This window comes from Streptomyces sp. NPDC102274 (assembly GCF_044766385.1).
GTDB lineage: Bacteria > Actinomycetota > Actinomycetes > Streptomycetales > Streptomycetaceae > Streptomyces.
Genome location: NZ_JBIWLW010000016.1, coordinates 139152 through 155236, shown reverse-complemented (window position 1 = coordinate 155236; position 16085 = coordinate 139152). Strand labels below are relative to the sequence as shown.

Genomic DNA, 16085 nt, shown 5'->3' with positions numbered 1-16085 from the left:
GTCTGGAGACCCAGAGATGCATGCCCGCACACGCACCGCCGCCGTGGCCGCCGCCCTCGTTCTGAGGATCGCGGCGGGTCCCGCGGCCCCGGCCGCCCTCGCCACGGCGGCTCCGCACAGCAGCGCGACGAGAACCGCCCCCGACGCCGAGGCGCTGCGGGCCGCTCTCGCCGGTCTGCCCGACGCCGACGCGACCGCCGCGCTGGTCAGGGTCGGCGGCACGGACGGCAGTTGGCGCGGCAGCGCGGGCGTCCACGATCTGCGCGGCGGCCGGCCCGCCGACGAGGACGGCCGCTTCCGGGCCGGTTCGGTGACCAAGGTGTTCACCGCCGCCGTGGTCCTCCAGCTCGCCGCCGAACGGAAGGTGGACCTCGACCGCCCGGCCAGGTCCTATCTGCCGGCGCTGATCCCGGCGGCGTACGGCGCGGTCACCGTACGCCAGTTGCTCAACCACACCAGCGGGATCCCGGCGGCCGAGCTGCCCGGGGAGAACGTCGAGGAGTGGTACGCCCACCGCTTCGACCGCCACGATCCACGGGACATGGTCGTGTCGGCGACCGCGAAGGAGCGGGAGTTCGCCCCCGGGACGGCGCAGCACTATCTCAACATCAACTACACCGTGCTGGGCCTGCTGATCGAGCGGGTCACGGGCGGCCCGTACGCCGACGAGGTCCACCGCCGTGTGCTGGCACCGCTCGGTCTGCGCGACACGTACTTCCCCGGCGACGACCCGCGTATCAAGGGGCCGCACAACCACGGCTACCAGTCCTTCCCCCGCGCCGAAGGCGGTTCCGACGGGGGGTTCGAACTGCGCGATGTGACGGTGTGGGGGACCACGGACAGCTGGGCGGCGGGCGACATCATCTCCACCACGGCCGATCTCGAACGGTTCGTCCAGGCCCTGTTCCGGGGCCAGGTGGTGCCGGAGCCGCAGTTGGAGGAGATGTTCACCCTGCCGGACCCGTCCGTGCGCGACCATGTCTCCGGCGACCCGGCCGTGTTCAGCGCCGGGCTGTCGGTGACGACGCTCGGGGGCCGTCAGGTGTGGGGCAAAACGGGCGGACGGTGGGGCTACAACACGGCGATCGGCGCCACCCGGGATCTCTCCCGGACGCTGCTGTACAGCGTCAACGCGACGGACGCGAAGGGCCGGGACATGAACCCGACCGCGCTGAAGCTGATGGTCGCCACGTTCGGCGAGCCGTCGGAGGGTCGGGCCCCGTCCGCGTAGGCCCGACCCCGTAGGCCCGTCCACGTGGGTCGCACGCACAGGACGCACAGGTCGCACGCACAGATCGCGTACGCACAGGTCCCGTTCCGCGCCCTCACAGATCGGCGCCCGGGTCCTCCCTCGACGGCCCTGGCTCCTCGGCCCTGAGCGTCTCGGGCGGCACATCCTTGGCGCGGGCCGTCAGTACCTTCCCGATGAGCATGTCGTAGACGTAGATCCCGACGAGCGCCCCGACCAGCGGTCCGACGATCGGGATCCAGAAATAGCCGCTGAACCACTGGAAGCTGCCCGGTAGCGCGATATCTCCCCAGCCCAGGAAGTACGTCCACAGCCGCGGGCCGAAGTCACGTGCGGGGTTGATCGCGTATCCGGCGTTCGTCCCGATACTCAGACCGATCGCGAAGACGACCAGACCGATCAGGAACGGTGCCAGATTGGACAGGGGCGCGCTGTTGCGGGTGTCGGTGAGCGCACAGATCAGCAGGAGAAGAATCGCGGTGCCGATGAGCTGGTCCAGGAAGGGACCCCACCAGGAACTTCCGAAGTATTCAGCCGGGAAGGTGGAGAAAATCGAGAAGGTGGAGAGCGACTGGTCCCTGGCGACTCCGGCCTTGTCATTGAAATCGTCGATGGCCCAGTTGTACGCGGAAAAGACCACGGCGGCGGCGATAAAGGCACCCAGGAGTTGCGCGCCCCAGTACGGGAGGACCTTTTTCCAGGGGAATCCGCGGCGCGCGGCGAAAGCGAGCGTGACGGCCGGGTTGATATGCCCTCCGCTGATACCCCCGGAGACATACACCCCGAAGACCACGCCGAGACCCCAGCCCCACGAGATGATCAGCCAGTTCGCCGCGCCGAAGGCGACCGTCTGGCGGCCTGAACCCGGGAGCCCGGCGACGGCCACGGCGACCGAACCGCAGCCCAGCAGGATCAGTACAAACGTTCCCAGGAATTCCGCGAGCAGCTCGCCATTGAGTCCTTCGTGGTAGCCGCGACGCTTCGTACTGGTAGTCGCCATAGCTCCTCCTGCCGCAGACAGCCTTCGGACAGCCTTCAGACGGCCCGAACGGGCCTTTGTAGAAGCGACTGTAGGACCGTCCGATGAAATGCGCCCGGCGAGTGCGGCGCACAGCTGAAGGCATGTCACACCGGCATGGGGAGCCATTCGGGTGAGGGTTTTCCGCCGCGCGCGAACGAAAGGGGCGGGCGGTGGACAAGAAGTCCATCGCCCGCCCCTCCGGCGGGAATTCCGCGTCCGCCCAGGACCCGCCCCAGCGGCCTGATCAGCCGTCGAGCGAGGTCATCACGTGCTTGATACGCGTGTAGTCGTCGAAGCCGTAGGCCGAGAGGTCCTTGCCGTAGCCGGACTTCTTGAAGCCGCCGTGCGGCATCTCCGCGACCAGCGGAATGTGGGTGTTGATCCACACGCAGCCGAAGTCCAGCGCCTTCGACATCCGCATCGCCCGCCCGTGGTCCTTGGTCCACACCGAGGAGGCGAGCGCGAACTCGACGCCGTTGGCGTACTCCAGCGCCTGTGCCTCGTCCGTGAAGGACTGGACGGTGATGACCGGGCCGAAGACCTCGTTCTGGATGATCTCGTCGTCCTGCTTGAGGCCGGAGACGACGGTCGGGGCGTAGAAGTAGCCCTTGTCCCCGACCTGGTGGCCGCCCGCCTCGACCTTGGCGTGGGCCGGCAGCCGCTCGATGAAGCCGGAGACCTGCTTCAGCTGGTTGGCGTTGTTGAGCGGGCCGTACAGCACGTCCTCGTCGTCCGCGGCGCCGGTCTTCGTGTCGGCGGCGGCCTTCGCGAGCGCCGTCACGAACTCGTCGTGGATCGACTCGTGGACGAGGACGCGCGTGGCGGCCGTACAGTCCTGCCCGGCGTTGAAGTAGCCCGCCACCGCGATGCCCTCGACGGCCTTGGCGATGTCGACGTCCTCGAAGACGACGACCGGAGCCTTGCCGCCCAGCTCCAGATGGACGCGCTTGACGTCCTTGGCCGCCGACTCGGCGACCTGCATGCCGGCCCGTACGGAACCGGTGATCGAGGCCATCGCCGGGATCGGGTGCTCGACCATCGCCCGGCCGCTGTCGCGGTCGCCGCAGATGACGTTGAAGACGCCCTTGGGGACGATGGCGCCGATGATCTCGGCCATCAGCGTGGTCGAGGCCGGGGTGGTGTCCGACGGCTTGAGCACCACGGTGTTGCCCGCGGCGAGGGCCGGCGCGAACTTCCACACGGCCATCATCATCGGGTAGTTCCACGGCGCGACCTGCGCGCAGACGCCGACCGGCTCGCGGCGGACGATGGAGGTGAGCCCCTCCATGTACTCCCCGGCCGAGCGGCCTTCGAGCATCCGGGCGGCGCCCGCGAAGAACCGGATCTGGTCCACCATCGGCGGGATCTCTTCGGTACGCGTCAGCTCCAGCGGCTTGCCGGTGTTCTCGGACTCGGCGGCGATCAGATCCTCCGCCCGCTCCTCGAAGGCGTCCGCGATCTTGAGCAGTACCTTCTGTCGTTCGGCCGGGGTGGTGTCGCGCCAGGCCGGGAAGGCCGCCGCGGCGGCCTCCATGGCGGCGTCGACGTCGGCCTGCCCCGAGAGCGGGGAGGTGGCGTACACCTCGCCGGTGGCCGGGTTGACCACCTCGATGGTCCGCCCGTCCGCGGCGTCCCGGAACTCTCCGTTGATGTAGTTACGCAGCCGGCGCAGCTCGGTGGTCACTTGCCACCCCTCCTGTCGGAAGTTACGTATCGGAATGTCCGATGGGTGAGACACCCACCCTAATCGCTCGGTCGACGCTTTCGACAGGTCGGACCCTCCACAACTTCGGATTCGGTGAGATTCAGTCGCTTCAACAACGAATTTCATCGATACAGGGTTGCGGGACAGACGAGTCGCAGTGCACAGTGAAGCGCGTGGCCAGTCGTAGCGCAGACTCCAGGACAGACTCCAGGACCGGGAACGGATCGTCGCCGTCCATCGACGCCGTGTCCCTCGCGATCATCGAACAGCTCCAGGAGGACGGGCGGCGCCCGTACGCCGCGATCGGCAAGGCCGTCGGCCTCTCCGAGGCGGCCGTTCGCCAGCGCGTCCAGAAGCTGCTCGACCAGGGCGTGATGCAGATCGTCGCCGTCACCGACCCGCTCACCGTGGGTTTCCGGCGCCAGGCGATGGTCGGCATCAATGTCGAGGGCGATCTGGATCCCGTCGCGGACGCGCTGTCGGCCATGGACGAGTGCGAGTACGTGGTGATGACCGCGGGCTCGTTCGACCTGATGGTGGAGATCGTCTGCGAGGACGACGACCACCTGCTGAACGTGATCAACAAGCGGATTCGCGCGCTCCCCGGCGTGCGCTCCACCGAGAGCTTCGTCTACCTCAAGCTGAAGAAGCAGACCTACATGTGGGGAACCCGATAGCCGTGAGCAAGGACCTCTCCCAGACCGCGTACGACCACCTGTGGATGCACTTCACCCGCATGTCGTCGTACGAGAACGCACCCGTGCCCACCATCGTGCGTGGTGAGGGCACCTACATCTACGACGATCAGGGCAAGCGCTATCTGGACGGTCTCTCGGGACTGTTCGTGGTGAACGCCGGGCACGGCCGCCACGAGCTGGCCGAGACCGCCTACAAGCAGGCGCAGGAGCTGGCCTTCTTCCCGGTCTGGTCGTACGCGCACCCCAAGGCCGTCGAGCTGGCCGAGCGGCTCGCCCACTACGCGCCGGGCGACCTCAACAAGGTCTTCTTCACCACGGGCGGCGGCGAGGCGGTCGAGACCGCCTGGAAGCTCGCCAAGCAGTACTTCAAGCTGACCGGCAAGCCGACCAAGTACAAGGTCATCTCACGCGCCGTCGCCTACCACGGCACACCGCAGGGAGCCCTGTCCATCACCGGTCTGCCGGCCCTGAAGGCGCCGTTCGAGCCGCTGGTCCCCGGCGCGCACAAGGTGCCGAACACCAACATCTACCGCGCGCCGCTCTTCGGCGACGACCCCGAGGCCTTCGGCCGCTGGGCCGCCGACCAGATCGAGCAGCAGATCCTCTTCGAGGGCCCGGAGACGGTCGCGGCGGTCTTCCTGGAGCCGGTGCAGAACGCGGGCGGCTGCTTCCCGCCGCCGCCCGGGTACTTCCAGCGGGTCCGCGAGATCTGCGACCAGTACGACGTCCTGCTCGTCTCCGACGAGGTCATCTGCGCCTTCGGCCGGCTCGGCACGATGTTCGCGTGCGACAAGTTCGACTACGTACCGGACATGATCACCTGCGCCAAGGGCATGACCTCGGGCTACTCCCCGATCGGCGCGTGCATCGTCTCCGACCGGCTCGCCGAACCGTTCTACGAGGGTGACAACACCTTCCTGCACGGCTACACCTTCGGCGGCCACCCGGTCTCGGCGGCGGTCGGCCTCGCCAACCTCGACATCTTCGAGCGCGAGGGCCTCAACCAGCACGTCCTGGACAACGAGGCCGCCTTCTTCGGCACGCTGAACAAGCTGCGCGATCTGCCGATCGTCGGCGACGTGCGCGGCAACGGCTTCTTCTACGGCATCGAGCTGGTGAAGGACAAGGCCACGAAGGAGACGTTCACGGACGAGGAGACCGAGCGCGTCCTGTACGGCTTCCTCTCCAAGAAGCTGTACGAGAACGGCCTGTACTGCCGGGCCGACGACCGCGGCGACCCGGTCGTGCAGCTGGCGCCGCCGCTGATCTCCGACCAGTCGACGTTCAACGAGATCGAGGGAATCCTGCGGTCGGTGCTGACGGAGGCGTGGACGAAGCTCTGACGGTGACGTTGTTCCTCCGGCCGGCTCCGTACCGACCGTACGGAACCCCCCGCATGACGGCCCGGGTACCGCCTTTCGAGTGAGAAGGACGGCACCCGGGCCGTGTGCTGTCCGTACTCCCGGCTCCGAATCCCTACCGTGCCCAGTGACCGATCGTCGAGGCCTTCGTTCCCCCGGACGGGGGAGGTAATCCGAACCGAGGTGTACGCCAATGGTGGCCCCACCGGACAACGACGTGCTCTGGGCGCGTTCTCTGAACTACTCACACAACGGCTCCCCCGCGCTCGACAGCGTCTCGCTCGGGGTGCGCGAGGGTGAGATCCTCGCCGTCAACGGCCCGCGCGGCAGCGGCAAGACGACTCTGCTGCGGTGTCTGTCGGGTCAGCTGGTGCCGCAGGAGGGCGAGGTCTGGTTCGACAGCTCGCCGGTCCACACCATGAGCGCGGCGCTCCGCGAACAGCTGCGCCGCGAGCGCTTCAGCTGGATCGGCCCCGAGCCGTCCCTCGTCCCCGAACTCAACACCTGGGAGAACGCGGCCCTGCCGCTGCTGATGCGCGGCTCGTCCCAGCGCGCCGCCAAGACAGCGGCGATGGAGTGGCTGGAACGCCTCGACATCGGCGGCTGCGCCCGCAAACGTCCGTACGCGCTGTACCAGGCCCAGCGGCAGCGGGTCGCCGTCGCCCGCGCGCTGGTCACCACGCCCGCGGTGCTCTTCGCCGACGAGCCGGCGGCGGCGCTGCATCTCACGGACGGGGCGCAGGTGCTGCGTACGCTGACCACCGCGGCCCGTTCGCACGGGATCACCGTCGTCCTGGCCACCCTGGACGAGGAGCTCACGGCGCTCGCCGACCGTACGGTCTCACTGGTGGACGGACGCCGGGTCGGCTCGCTCCGGCCGTTCGAGGCGGAAGGCCGGGCCGCGTGCTCGCTCTCCGTCTAGGCCTCGGCGCACACCCCCTGGTCCTGCTGCGCCGGCTGCTGGTCGTCGCCGCCTCCGCCGGGGTCGGTTTCCTTCTGTTGTGCACACTGGGCTGGGCTCTGGGCCATCCGGCCGGATCCCAGGCGCGGCTGCTCTGGTGTCTGATCCCGCTGGCCGCGACGGTGCAGTTCGCGGTCGCCACGGCCCGTACCGATCAGAGCACCCTGCCGCGCTCCGGGCTGTCGGCGGTGGGCCTCGGCCCGTCGCGGCTCGCGGCGCTGGCCGCCTCGTCGACCGCCGTGTCCTGCACGCTGGGCAGCGCGCTGGCGCTGCTGTTCTTCCTGCATCTGCGCGGTGATCTGACGGGGATGCCGTTCGACGGCGAGGCCGCGAAACTGCTCGCCGCCGGCCGGCCGCTGCCGCTGGGCGCGGCGCTGACGCTGCTGGCCGCGGTGCCGGTGCTGGCGTCGGCGGCCACCTGGCTGGCGTTGCGGACCCGCACGACGACCGGGCTCCCGCCCGCTCCCGCCAGGGCGCCGGCCCGGCCCGCCATCACCAGGGCGGCGACCGCGGATCCGGGCACGGCCACGGCCATGGACACGGACGGGGACACGGCGTCGGGCAAGGCCGCGGAGGCGGCCACGACCGAGGCCGCGGATCCCGAGAAGGTCCCGGACACAGCCGTCAACGAGGCCAGGGCCATGACGCCCGCGCGCGTTCCCGACCCCACACCGGCGCCGACCGGTCTGCCGTGGGGTGTCGCGATCGCGGCGGCGGGACTCGCGGTCGAGACCTACGCGAGCCGGGGCGGTGGCGGCACCCCGCCGCCGCTGCCGGGCCACTTCGACGGCGGTTCGGCCGGAGTGCTGGCGGGCTGGGCGCTGACGGCGGTCGGGCTGGCGCTGGCCGGGCCGGGGATCACCCATCTCTGTGGCCTGCTGCTCCAGGCCGTGCGGCCCGGCGCGATCAGGCTGCTGGCGGGCCGCACGCTGATGGCCGAGGCACGCCGTATCGGGCGCCCGATGGGCGTGCTGTGCGCGGTGGTGTCGGGCGCGTTCGCCGCGACGACCCTGTACGGGCCCGGTGACGAACGGCCCTTCGGCCCGCTCACCGGCCTCGGCGCCGCCCTGGTCATCGGCTGTACGGCGGCCACGGTCCTGACGGCGTTCCTGGAAGCCAAACAGACCCGTGTCTCCACCACCGAGTCCCTGTACACGCTCGGTGCCCCCGCCACGCTCCTGCGTACGGCGGCGGCGGTGCGCGCGACCACGATCCTCGTGGTGTTCGCCCCGCTGACCTGGGCGATGGCGGCCCTGGCGGCGGTCCCTCTGACCAAGTGAGCGGCGCTCCTCCCTGACCGACCGTGCCCCGCCCGAGTGCGGGGCACGGCCGGTCGCGGTTTTCCGGGGGACGGAGGGGGACGGAGGGGGACGGAGGGACGGGGGCCCTGGCGGCAACACCCCGTCGGCCACGCCCTATCGTGACCCCATGCCGAACGACGCCCAGTCCCCCGCGCACGCCGAGGACCACGAGATCGAGACCCTCGACGAGTTCGACCGGGTCGTACGGACGGGAACGCTCGGCGGATACCGGGTGCAGTCCGTCGATCTGACGGCCCGTACGCCCGAACTGCTCCGTACCGACACCGCCGAGGCCATCTTCCTCGGCTGTCCGATGGAGCCCCGCGCCGCCGACAAGATACGGGCCGACGGCGCCATGGTGTTCCCGCCCGTTCCCCATCTCCCGTTCGATCCCTACCGAGGGTTCGTCTACTCGCCCGACCAGCTCTTCGAGGGACTGACGGAGGGCGGTTACGAGGCCACGCCCGACGCGCGCGCCTACGCGTGGTTCCAGCGGACCAAGACGGACGGCGACATTTTCGCGTCCATGCTGCGCGCGGTGCACGACGACGCGATCTCCGACGCCCTGGACGAACTCCTCGCGGGCGCCCGGGTGGTGGGGGTGATGGGCGGGCACGCGATGGCACGCGGTACCGACGCGTACGCGGGCGCGGCCCGGCTCGGCCGCGCGCTCACCCGTACGGGACTGACCGTGGCGACGGGCGGCGGCCCCGGCGCCATGGAGGCCGCGAACCTCGGCGCGTACGCGGCCTCCCACCCCGACGACATGCTGGACGAGGCGCTCGACATGCTCGCGAAGGCGCCGTCGTTCGTCCCCTCCATATCCGACTGGGCGCGGGCCGCGTTCGACATACGCGCGCGCTGGCCCAAGGGCGAGGCGTCGGTCGGGATCCCCACCTGGTTCTACGGCCACGAGCCGCCCAACGCCTTCGCGGCGCACATCGCCAAGTACTTCGCCAACGCAACCCGCGAGGACGGCCTGCTGGCGCGCTCCAACGCGGGGGTGGTCTTCCTGCCGGGCGCGGCGGGCACCGTCCAGGAGATCTTCGACAACGCGACGCCGAACTACTACGAGTCGCGCGGCGAGCCGACCCCGATGGTCCTGGTCGGCCGGGCCCACTGGACGGAGCGGCTGCCTGCCTGGCCGCTGCTGACGGCGCTCGCGCGGGAACGCCGGATGGAGTCCCGTATCGCGCTCGTCGACACGGTGGACGAGGCACCGGCGGCGCTCGCCCGGCTCGCGGCGGGCTGAAAGGCGGGCTGAGAGGCGGGCTGTCGGCGGCGGCTCAGGCGAGCAGCGCGGCCAGCCGCTCGTACGAACGGTTCCAGTCCCACTCCGTACGCACCCAGTCGCGCCCCTTGCGCCCCATCTCCCGGGCGGCGTGGCGGTCGTGGAGCAGCGCCACGAGCCGGTCCGCGATCTCGTCGGTGCGGCGGCCGTCCACGACATGTCCCGTCTCCCCGTCGCGCACGGCGTCGGGCGCCCCGCCCGAGTCGCCCGCCAGAACCGGCAGTCCGGCCGCCGCGGCACCCGTCGACCCAGCACGAAACCCCCCTCTCCTGGCGTGGTCACGAGGCTAGGAAGGGGCGTGATCCGGCACGTCAACCGTGGCTCCGGTCCTGGGAGTCACCTCGTGGTACGAGATCCGGGCCGGGGATCAACCCGTACTCCGACGCGGCCACCGGCCGGGATGCCGAAGAATCGGGGGCATGGACGACCGATTCAGGACCCTGCGGGCACGACTGCGCCGTACGGTCGCCTCCCCCGCCTGTCCCTGGGTCACCGGAGCCCTGCTGACGGGCTGCGCGGCGGCGGAGCTGTGACGGCTGCCGGCCGGACCCACGGTCTCGGCGGGGGTGCTGGTCTCGACAGCGTCCCTGATGTGGCGCCGGACCCTGCCCGCGATGTCGATGGTGACGGTGGCGTCGGTCCTGATCAGCTTCACCGCCAGTCCGTCCTCCAGCCTCTACGCCACAGCGGCGGCGGCCGGGCTGATCGGCTGCTACAGCCTGGGCCGACAGCGGGTGCAGCACCCCGCGCTGCTCGTCGGCGGTGGCTTTCTCGCGGCCCTGGCGGCGAATCTGGTGCACATCGGCAACAGGCATCGCACGTCCGGGGACCTCATCCCCTCGATGCAAGGGGGCGACTCGTTCTCGCTGGGATGGTTCGCCGAGACCTTCGTCCTGACCGCCGTGATCCTGGGCGCCGTCAGCACCGGGGACGCCGTACGCGCGCGTGAGGAGACGCGGCGCGAACGGAGCGCGGCGCAGGAACGGCTGATCGCCATGGAGCGCCGCCGGGCGGCGGAGGCCGAGCGCGCGGCGATCGCCCGCGAACTGCACGACGTCGTCTCCCACTCGGTCTCGATGATCGCGGTGCAGGCGGAGAGCGCGGCGTACACCACCCCCGGACTCTCGCCCGAGGCCCGGACCGCGTTCCAGGACATCGCCGGGACCGCACGCTCCTCGATGGCCGAACTGCGGCGTCTGCTCGGCGTGCTGCGCACCCGGCCCGAAGAGAAGGCCGCCACCGCACCGCCGCCGACGCTCGACGCGCTGGACGAACTGCTGGAGCAGCACCACGCGGTGGGCGGCGAGGCGGAGCTGCGGTTCACCGGCGAGCGGGGCGCCGCCGGCGTACGGAGCGGGCTGCCCGCCTCCTGGGAGCTGTCGGCGCACCGCATCGTGCAGGAGGCGCTGACCAACGCCCGCCGGCACGCTCCCGGCGCCCGTACGCTGGTGGAGATCGGCTATCTCGCCGACCGGCCGGCCATCCGGGTCGGCGACGACGGCCCCGGGCCCGCCGCCGACCGGCCCTGGGGGCATGGTCTGGAGGGGATGCGGGAACGGGCCGCCCTGCTGGGCGGGCGGCTCACGGCCGGTCCCGTCCTGACGGCGGTTTTCTCGTGGAGGCTGAACTCCCTTGGTGATCAGGACGATCGTGGCCGACGACCAGGCGGTCGTACGGACCGGCTTCGTCAATCTGCTGGCCACGCAGGACGACATCGCGGTGGTGGCCGAAGCGGAAGACGGCGTCCAGGCGGTCCGTGCCGCCGCCGAGCACCGGCCCGATCTGGCGCTGCTCGACATCCGCATGCCGCACAAGAACGGCATCGAGGCGGCCCGCGAGATCCTCGCCGGGTCGGGCGGATCGACGAAGGTGCTGATCCTGACCACCTTCGATCTCGACGAGTACGTGTACGACGCGCTCGCGGCCGGAGCGGGCGGTTTCCTCCTCAAGGACGCGACCTTTCCCGAACTGCTGCCCGCCGTACGGGTCGTGGCCAGGGGCGACGCGCTGCTCGCGCCCGAGGTCACCAAGCGGCTGATCGCGGAGTTCGCCCGGCAGCGGGAGTCGGTACTGCCCGTACGCACGCTGGACGGACTGACCGCGCGCGAGGCCGAGGTGCTCGTACTGATCGCGCGCGGTCTGTCCAACGCGGAGATCGCCGACCGGCTCACCATCTCGACCACACGGTCAAGACGCATATCAACCGGCTGTTCACGAAGATGCGGCTCAGGGACCGGGCGCAGGCGGTGATCCTGGCGTACGAACTCGGTCTGGTGCGGCCGGGCGCGCGGCGCCGGGACCCGTGACGCGGCCGACCGTCGAGGACGGCCTGATCAGCGGCCACCGGGCCTGATCACCGGCCGCCACCGCCCCTACGAGGACAGCTTGGCCAGCGCCGCCGACCGCACGCCCTGAGCCGCGCTCCGCCCCTCCCCCGGCAGCACCACCACGTCCTCGGCGTCGAAGGCGACCCCCACCTCCGCCCCCTCCTCCGGCGCCTCGCGCAGCCCGCACTCGGCCTCGATGTCCGGTGCGCCGGTGAGTCCGTCGGGCCGCAGGAGTACGGCGACCCGGCCGCCGGTGAACGTACGCGCCCCGACCGTGCAGCGCAGCCCTTCGCCGGGGGCCACGAGACATACCCCGGCGGGCCGTACCAGCACTGTCCGCTCGCCCTGGGCCGATCCGCCGGGGACCGGGACCTTTCCCCAGACCGTGTCGGCGAGCGCGCCGCTCACCGTCGCGTCCACGACATTGTCGAAGCCGAGGAACCGCGCGACGAAGGCGGAGGCGGGCCGCTGCCAGACCTCCAGCGGGGTGCCGGTCTGGGCGATACGTCCGTCGCGCATCACCACCACCCGGTCGGCGAGAGCGAAGGCTTCGCCCTGGTCATGGGTGACGGCGAGCACGGTCGTACCCAACCGTCCGAACAGGCCGCGCAGTTCGACCACGAGCCGTTCGCGCAGACCGCGGTCCAGCTGGCCGAGCGGTTCGTCCAGCATCAGCAGCCGCGGCCTCGGCGCGAGCGCCCGTGCCAGCGCGACCCGCTGCTGTTCGCCACCGGACAGTTCGGCGACGGCCCGGCGGCCGGCCCCCGGCAGTCCGACGAGGTCGAGCAACTCCTCGACGCGGCGGGTCTGTTCGTCCCGGGCGGCGCCGCGCATCCGCAGGCCGAAGGCGACATTGCCGTGCACGTCGCGCTGCGGGAAGAGCTGGTGATCCTGGAACATCAGGCCGACGCCGCGCCGGTGCACCGGTACCCCCGACTGGTCCGAGCCGTCGAGCGCCACCCGTCCGCCGGCCGGCTCCTGGAGTCCGGCGACCACCCGCAGCAGCGTCGACTTGCCGCTGCCGCTCGGCCCGAGCACACAGACGATCTCGTGCTCGTCGACCTCCAGATCCACCGCGTCGAGCGCGGTGCGGGCACCGAACCGTACGGTCACGTCCGACAGGGTCAGCAGGGCCATCAGAACTCTCCCGAGCGGTCGGTACGGATACGTTCCAGCGCCAGCAGCGACACCGCGCACACCACCATCAGGACCGTGGAAAGGGCCATCGCCTGGCCGTAGTTCAGCTCACCGGGCCGCCCCAGCAGCCGCGCGACGGCCACCGGCAGCGTCGGCCGGTCCGGGCGCGCGATGAAGACCGTCGCGCCGAACTCGCCGAGCGAGACGGCGAACGCGAACCCGGCGGCGACCAGCGACGCCCGCCGTACCAGCGGCAGATCCACCTCCCGCCAGGCACGCAACGGCGACGCTCCGAGCACGGCCGCCGCCTCGCGCAGCCGTCCGTCCACCGCGCGCAGCACCGGCAGCATCGTCCGTACGACGAAGGGGACCCCCACCAGCGCCTGGGCGAGGGGCACCAGGATCCAGGAGGCCCGCAGATCCAGCGGCGGCTTGTCCAGCGTGATCAGGAAACCGAAGCCGACGGTCACGGCCGAGACGCCGAGCGGCAGCATCAGCAGCGCGTCGAAGCCGCGCGCGAGACGGCCCGCGCGCCGGGTGAGCGCGGCGGCGGCCAGCCCCCCGACCACCAGCGCGACGGCGGTCGCGACAAGCGCGTACCGCAGGGAGTTCCAGACCGCTTCCAGCGGCGGTACGAGGAAGGTGCCGCCGCCGGCCTCCACCGATCCGAGGGCACGGTAGAACTCGAATCCGTACCCGCCGGGACCGCCCAGGGAGCGTTCGACGAGCACCCCCAACGGCACCAGGATCAGCAGCAGTACGGTGCCGAGCACCGCGCCGAGCAGCGTCCACTGTCCGGCGCCGCGCGGCCGGCGGACGGTCAGCGCCGGGTCGACCAGCCGCAGCGCGGTCTCCCGCCGCCGTACGGTCCACGCGTGCACCGCCAGGATCGCGCCGACCGCCGCGAACTGCGTCAGCGTGAGCACGGCCGCGGTGGGCAGATCGAGGAGCTGCGCGGTCTGCCGGTAGATCTCCACCTCCAGGGTGGAGAAGCCGGGGCCGCCCAGGATCTGTACGACCCCGAAGGAGGTGAAGGTGAAGAGGAAGACCATCAGCGCGGCGGCGGCGACGGCGGGGCCGAGGGCCGGCAGCGTCACCCGCCACCAGGCCGCGAGCCGCCCCGCGCCGAGCACCCGTGCCGCCTCCTCCTGACGCGGGTCGAGCTGCGACCACAGGCCGCCCACCGTCCTGACGACCACCGCGTAGTTGAAGAAGACATGCGCGAGGAGGATCGCCCAGACGGAGGTGTCGAGCCGTACGCCCCACAGGTCGTCCAGGAGTCCGCCGCGCCCGAGCAGCGCCAGGAAGGCGGTGCCGACCACGACGGTGGGCAGCACGAACGGGACGGTGACCACCGCGCGCAGCACCTGTTTGCCGGGGAAGTCGAAGCGTGCGAAGACATACGCGCCCGGCAGCGCGATCAGCAGGGTGAGCGCGGTGGAGGCGAGCGCCTGCCAGGTGGTGAACCACAGAACGCCGAGGATGTCCGCGCGGGTCAGTACGTCCCCGATCCGGCCGAACTGCCAGCCGCCGTCCGTCTTCAGTCCCCTGCCGACGATCGCGGCCACCGGATAGGCGAAGAAGACCGCGAAGAAGGCGACGGGCACGGCCATGAGGGCGGGCCGGACGGCGTTCGCGCGCCCCCGGACCCGGCCGCGCCCGGACCGCCCTCCCCCCGGCGTCCTGGGTGTTACTTCACTACGAGTGAGGACCACGACTGGATCCACTGCTCGCGGTTGGCGGCGATCGTGCCGGGCGCCACGGTCTTGGGCGTGTCGACGGTCGCGCCGAACTCCGTGAACAGCTCCGGCAGCGCGACATCCTTGACCACGGGGTTGACGAACATGTTGAGCGGCATGTCCGCCTGGAACCTCTCGCCGATCAGGAAGTCGAGCAGCGCCTTGCCGCCGGCCTCGTTCTTCGCTCCGTCCAGCAGACCGGCGAACTCGGTCTGCCGGAAGCAGGTGCCGGTGGAGACCCCGGTCGGCGCTTCCTTCGGCCGCGGCTCGGCGTACAGCACCTCGACGGGCGGGCTGGAGGCGTACGAGACGACGAGCGGCCGGTCGGCCTTGGCCTTCTTGCCGCCGGCGGAGCCGGAGAAGCTGTCGTTGTACGCCTGCTCCCAGCTGTCCACGACCTGGACGCCGTTGTCCTTCAGCTTCTTCCAGTAGTCCTGCCAGCCCTTGTCGCCGTACCGCGCGACCGTGCCGAGGAGGAAGCCGAGGCCGGGTGAGGAGGTCGCGGCGTTCTCGGTGACGAGCAGGTTCTTGTACTGGGGCTTGATCAGATCGTCGAAGGTCCGCGGCGGCGCCAGCTTCTTGTCCGCGAAGTACTTCTTGTCGTAGTTGACGCAGATGTCGCCGGTGTCGATCGGGGTGACCCGGTTCTTGTCCTTGTCGAGCCGCGTACTCTCCTCGACGCGGTCCAGGCCCTTCGCCCTGTACGGCGTGAACAGGCCGTTGTCGAGGGCGCGGGAGAGCAGGGTGTTGTCGACGCCGAAGAAGACATCGCCCTGGGGCGAACCCTTCGTCAGGATCTCCTTGTTGAGTGCCTCGCCGGCGTCGCCGCTCTTCAGGACCTTGACCGTGTAACCGGTCTCCTTGGTGAACTCCTTCAGCACGGCGGGCGAGGCGTTGAACGAGTCATGGCTGACGAGGGTGACGGTCTTCGACTCCGAACCGCCGCTGCCGCCGTCGCCGGACGACGGGGAGCCTTCGGACCCGCCGCAGGCGGCGAGGGCCGAGACACCGAGCGCGGCGGCGAGCGCGCCGACGGCCGCCCTTCTCGTGTTGGTACGGGTGCGGGTACTGCTCACTGACTTTCCTCCTGGGATGTCCAGGAGAAGACGCGGCCCTGCCCGGGGTCCGTACCGGCCGGACTCCGGGCAGGGCGCAACAGCTTGAGTGGTGTCCGAACTTCCTACCCAGAATGACCTGGGCAAGGTTCAGAGGGTCTGCGACCGCTGTCCGCTCCCACGGACATGTGCCGCACTCTCAGCGCTGTGGCGCTCCCCTGTCGGAAAATATGCAATGCG

Annotated in this window: 11 protein-coding genes, 3 pseudogenes and 1 riboswitch; of the genes and pseudogenes, 8 read left to right on the top strand and 6 right to left on the bottom strand. The window is 70.8% G+C overall.

All coding sequences use genetic code 11. The features are described from left to right. Positions 1–16: 16 nt before the first annotated feature. Positions 17–1231 (top strand): serine hydrolase domain-containing protein, encoded by a 1215-nt coding sequence (locus tag ACIRQP_RS22430; protein WP_403892767.1) that lies wholly within the window; start codon positions 17–19, stop codon positions 1229–1231. Between the two features lie 94 nt (positions 1232–1325). Here ACIRQP_RS22430 and ACIRQP_RS22425 read toward each other — a convergent pair whose 3' ends face one another. Beyond that, on the bottom strand, positions 1326–2249 hold the full coding sequence (locus tag ACIRQP_RS22425) for an MIP/aquaporin family protein (protein ID WP_403892765.1): 924 nt from the start codon (positions 2247–2249) through the stop codon (positions 1326–1328). Between the two features lie 265 nt (positions 2250–2514). Beyond that, positions 2515–3954: a gamma-aminobutyraldehyde dehydrogenase gene (locus ACIRQP_RS22420; RefSeq protein ID WP_403892763.1), complete on the bottom strand. Its 1440-nt coding sequence runs from the start codon at positions 3952–3954 to the stop codon at positions 2515–2517. A 194-nt stretch (positions 3955–4148) separates the two neighbouring features. Between ACIRQP_RS22420 and ACIRQP_RS22415 the strand changes: the two genes are divergently transcribed. From ACIRQP_RS22415 to ACIRQP_RS22395, 5 genes are all read left to right on the top strand, one after another. Next, positions 4149–4652: an Lrp/AsnC family transcriptional regulator gene (locus ACIRQP_RS22415; RefSeq protein ID WP_383108790.1), complete on the top strand. Its 504-nt coding sequence runs from the start codon at positions 4149–4151 to the stop codon at positions 4650–4652. After that, positions 4637–6016 (top strand): aspartate aminotransferase family protein, encoded by a 1380-nt coding sequence (locus tag ACIRQP_RS22410; protein WP_403892761.1) that lies wholly within the window; start codon positions 4637–4639, stop codon positions 6014–6016. Before ACIRQP_RS22415 ends, ACIRQP_RS22410 begins: the two co-directional genes overlap by 16 nt. Positions 6017–6227: 211 nt before the next feature. Beyond that, a complete protein-coding gene (locus tag ACIRQP_RS22405; protein ID WP_403892759.1) occupies positions 6228–6956 on the top strand; it encodes an ABC transporter ATP-binding protein in 729 nt (242 codons plus the stop codon). Further along, positions 6938–8275 carry a hypothetical protein gene (locus ACIRQP_RS22400; RefSeq protein ID WP_403892757.1) on the top strand — a complete coding sequence of 446 codons (1338 nt, stop codon included), beginning with the start codon at positions 6938–6940 and terminating at the stop codon, positions 8273–8275. The genes ACIRQP_RS22405 and ACIRQP_RS22400 overlap by 19 nt, the downstream gene beginning before the upstream one ends. Positions 8276–8423: 148 nt before the next feature. Continuing rightward, positions 8424–9548, top strand: a complete 1125-nt coding sequence (locus ACIRQP_RS22395; RefSeq protein ID WP_403892755.1) for an LOG family protein — start codon at positions 8424–8426, stop codon at positions 9546–9548. 34 nt (positions 9549–9582) lie between these two features. Here the strand turns inward: ACIRQP_RS22395 and ACIRQP_RS22390 are convergent. Beyond that, positions 9583–9858, bottom strand: a pseudogene (locus ACIRQP_RS22390) (glycosyltransferase); the annotation flags it as partial. Between the two features lie 148 nt (positions 9859–10006). On the opposite strand from ACIRQP_RS22390, the pseudogene ACIRQP_RS22385 reads away from it, so the two are divergent. After that, a pseudogene (locus ACIRQP_RS22385) lies at positions 10007–11226 on the top strand (sensor histidine kinase). Beyond that, positions 11220–11893 (top strand): annotated as a pseudogene (locus ACIRQP_RS22380) (response regulator). Before ACIRQP_RS22385 ends, ACIRQP_RS22380 begins: the two co-directional pseudogenes overlap by 7 nt. 66 nt (positions 11894–11959) lie before the next feature. On the opposite strand, the gene ACIRQP_RS22375 reads toward ACIRQP_RS22380, so the two are convergent. The 3 genes from ACIRQP_RS22375 to ACIRQP_RS22365 all read right to left on the bottom strand — a co-directional run bounded on the left by ACIRQP_RS22375 (position 11960) and on the right by ACIRQP_RS22365 (position 15866). Further along, positions 11960–13051, bottom strand: coding sequence for an ABC transporter ATP-binding protein (locus ACIRQP_RS22375; RefSeq protein WP_403892753.1), 1092 nt, complete (start codon positions 13049–13051; stop codon positions 11960–11962). Next, positions 13051–14664 carry an ABC transporter permease gene (locus tag ACIRQP_RS22370; RefSeq protein WP_403892751.1) on the bottom strand — a complete coding sequence of 538 codons (1614 nt, stop codon included), beginning with the start codon at positions 14662–14664 and terminating at the stop codon, positions 13051–13053. The genes ACIRQP_RS22375 and ACIRQP_RS22370 overlap by 1 nt, the downstream gene beginning before the upstream one ends. 77 nt (positions 14665–14741) lie before the next feature. Next, positions 14742–15866, bottom strand: coding sequence for a thiamine ABC transporter substrate binding subunit (locus tag ACIRQP_RS22365; protein ID WP_403892749.1), 1125 nt, complete (start codon positions 15864–15866; stop codon positions 14742–14744). An 83-nt stretch (positions 15867–15949) separates the two neighbouring features. Continuing rightward, positions 15950–16075: riboswitch (TPP riboswitch) on the bottom strand. Positions 16076–16085 lie beyond the last annotated feature (10 nt).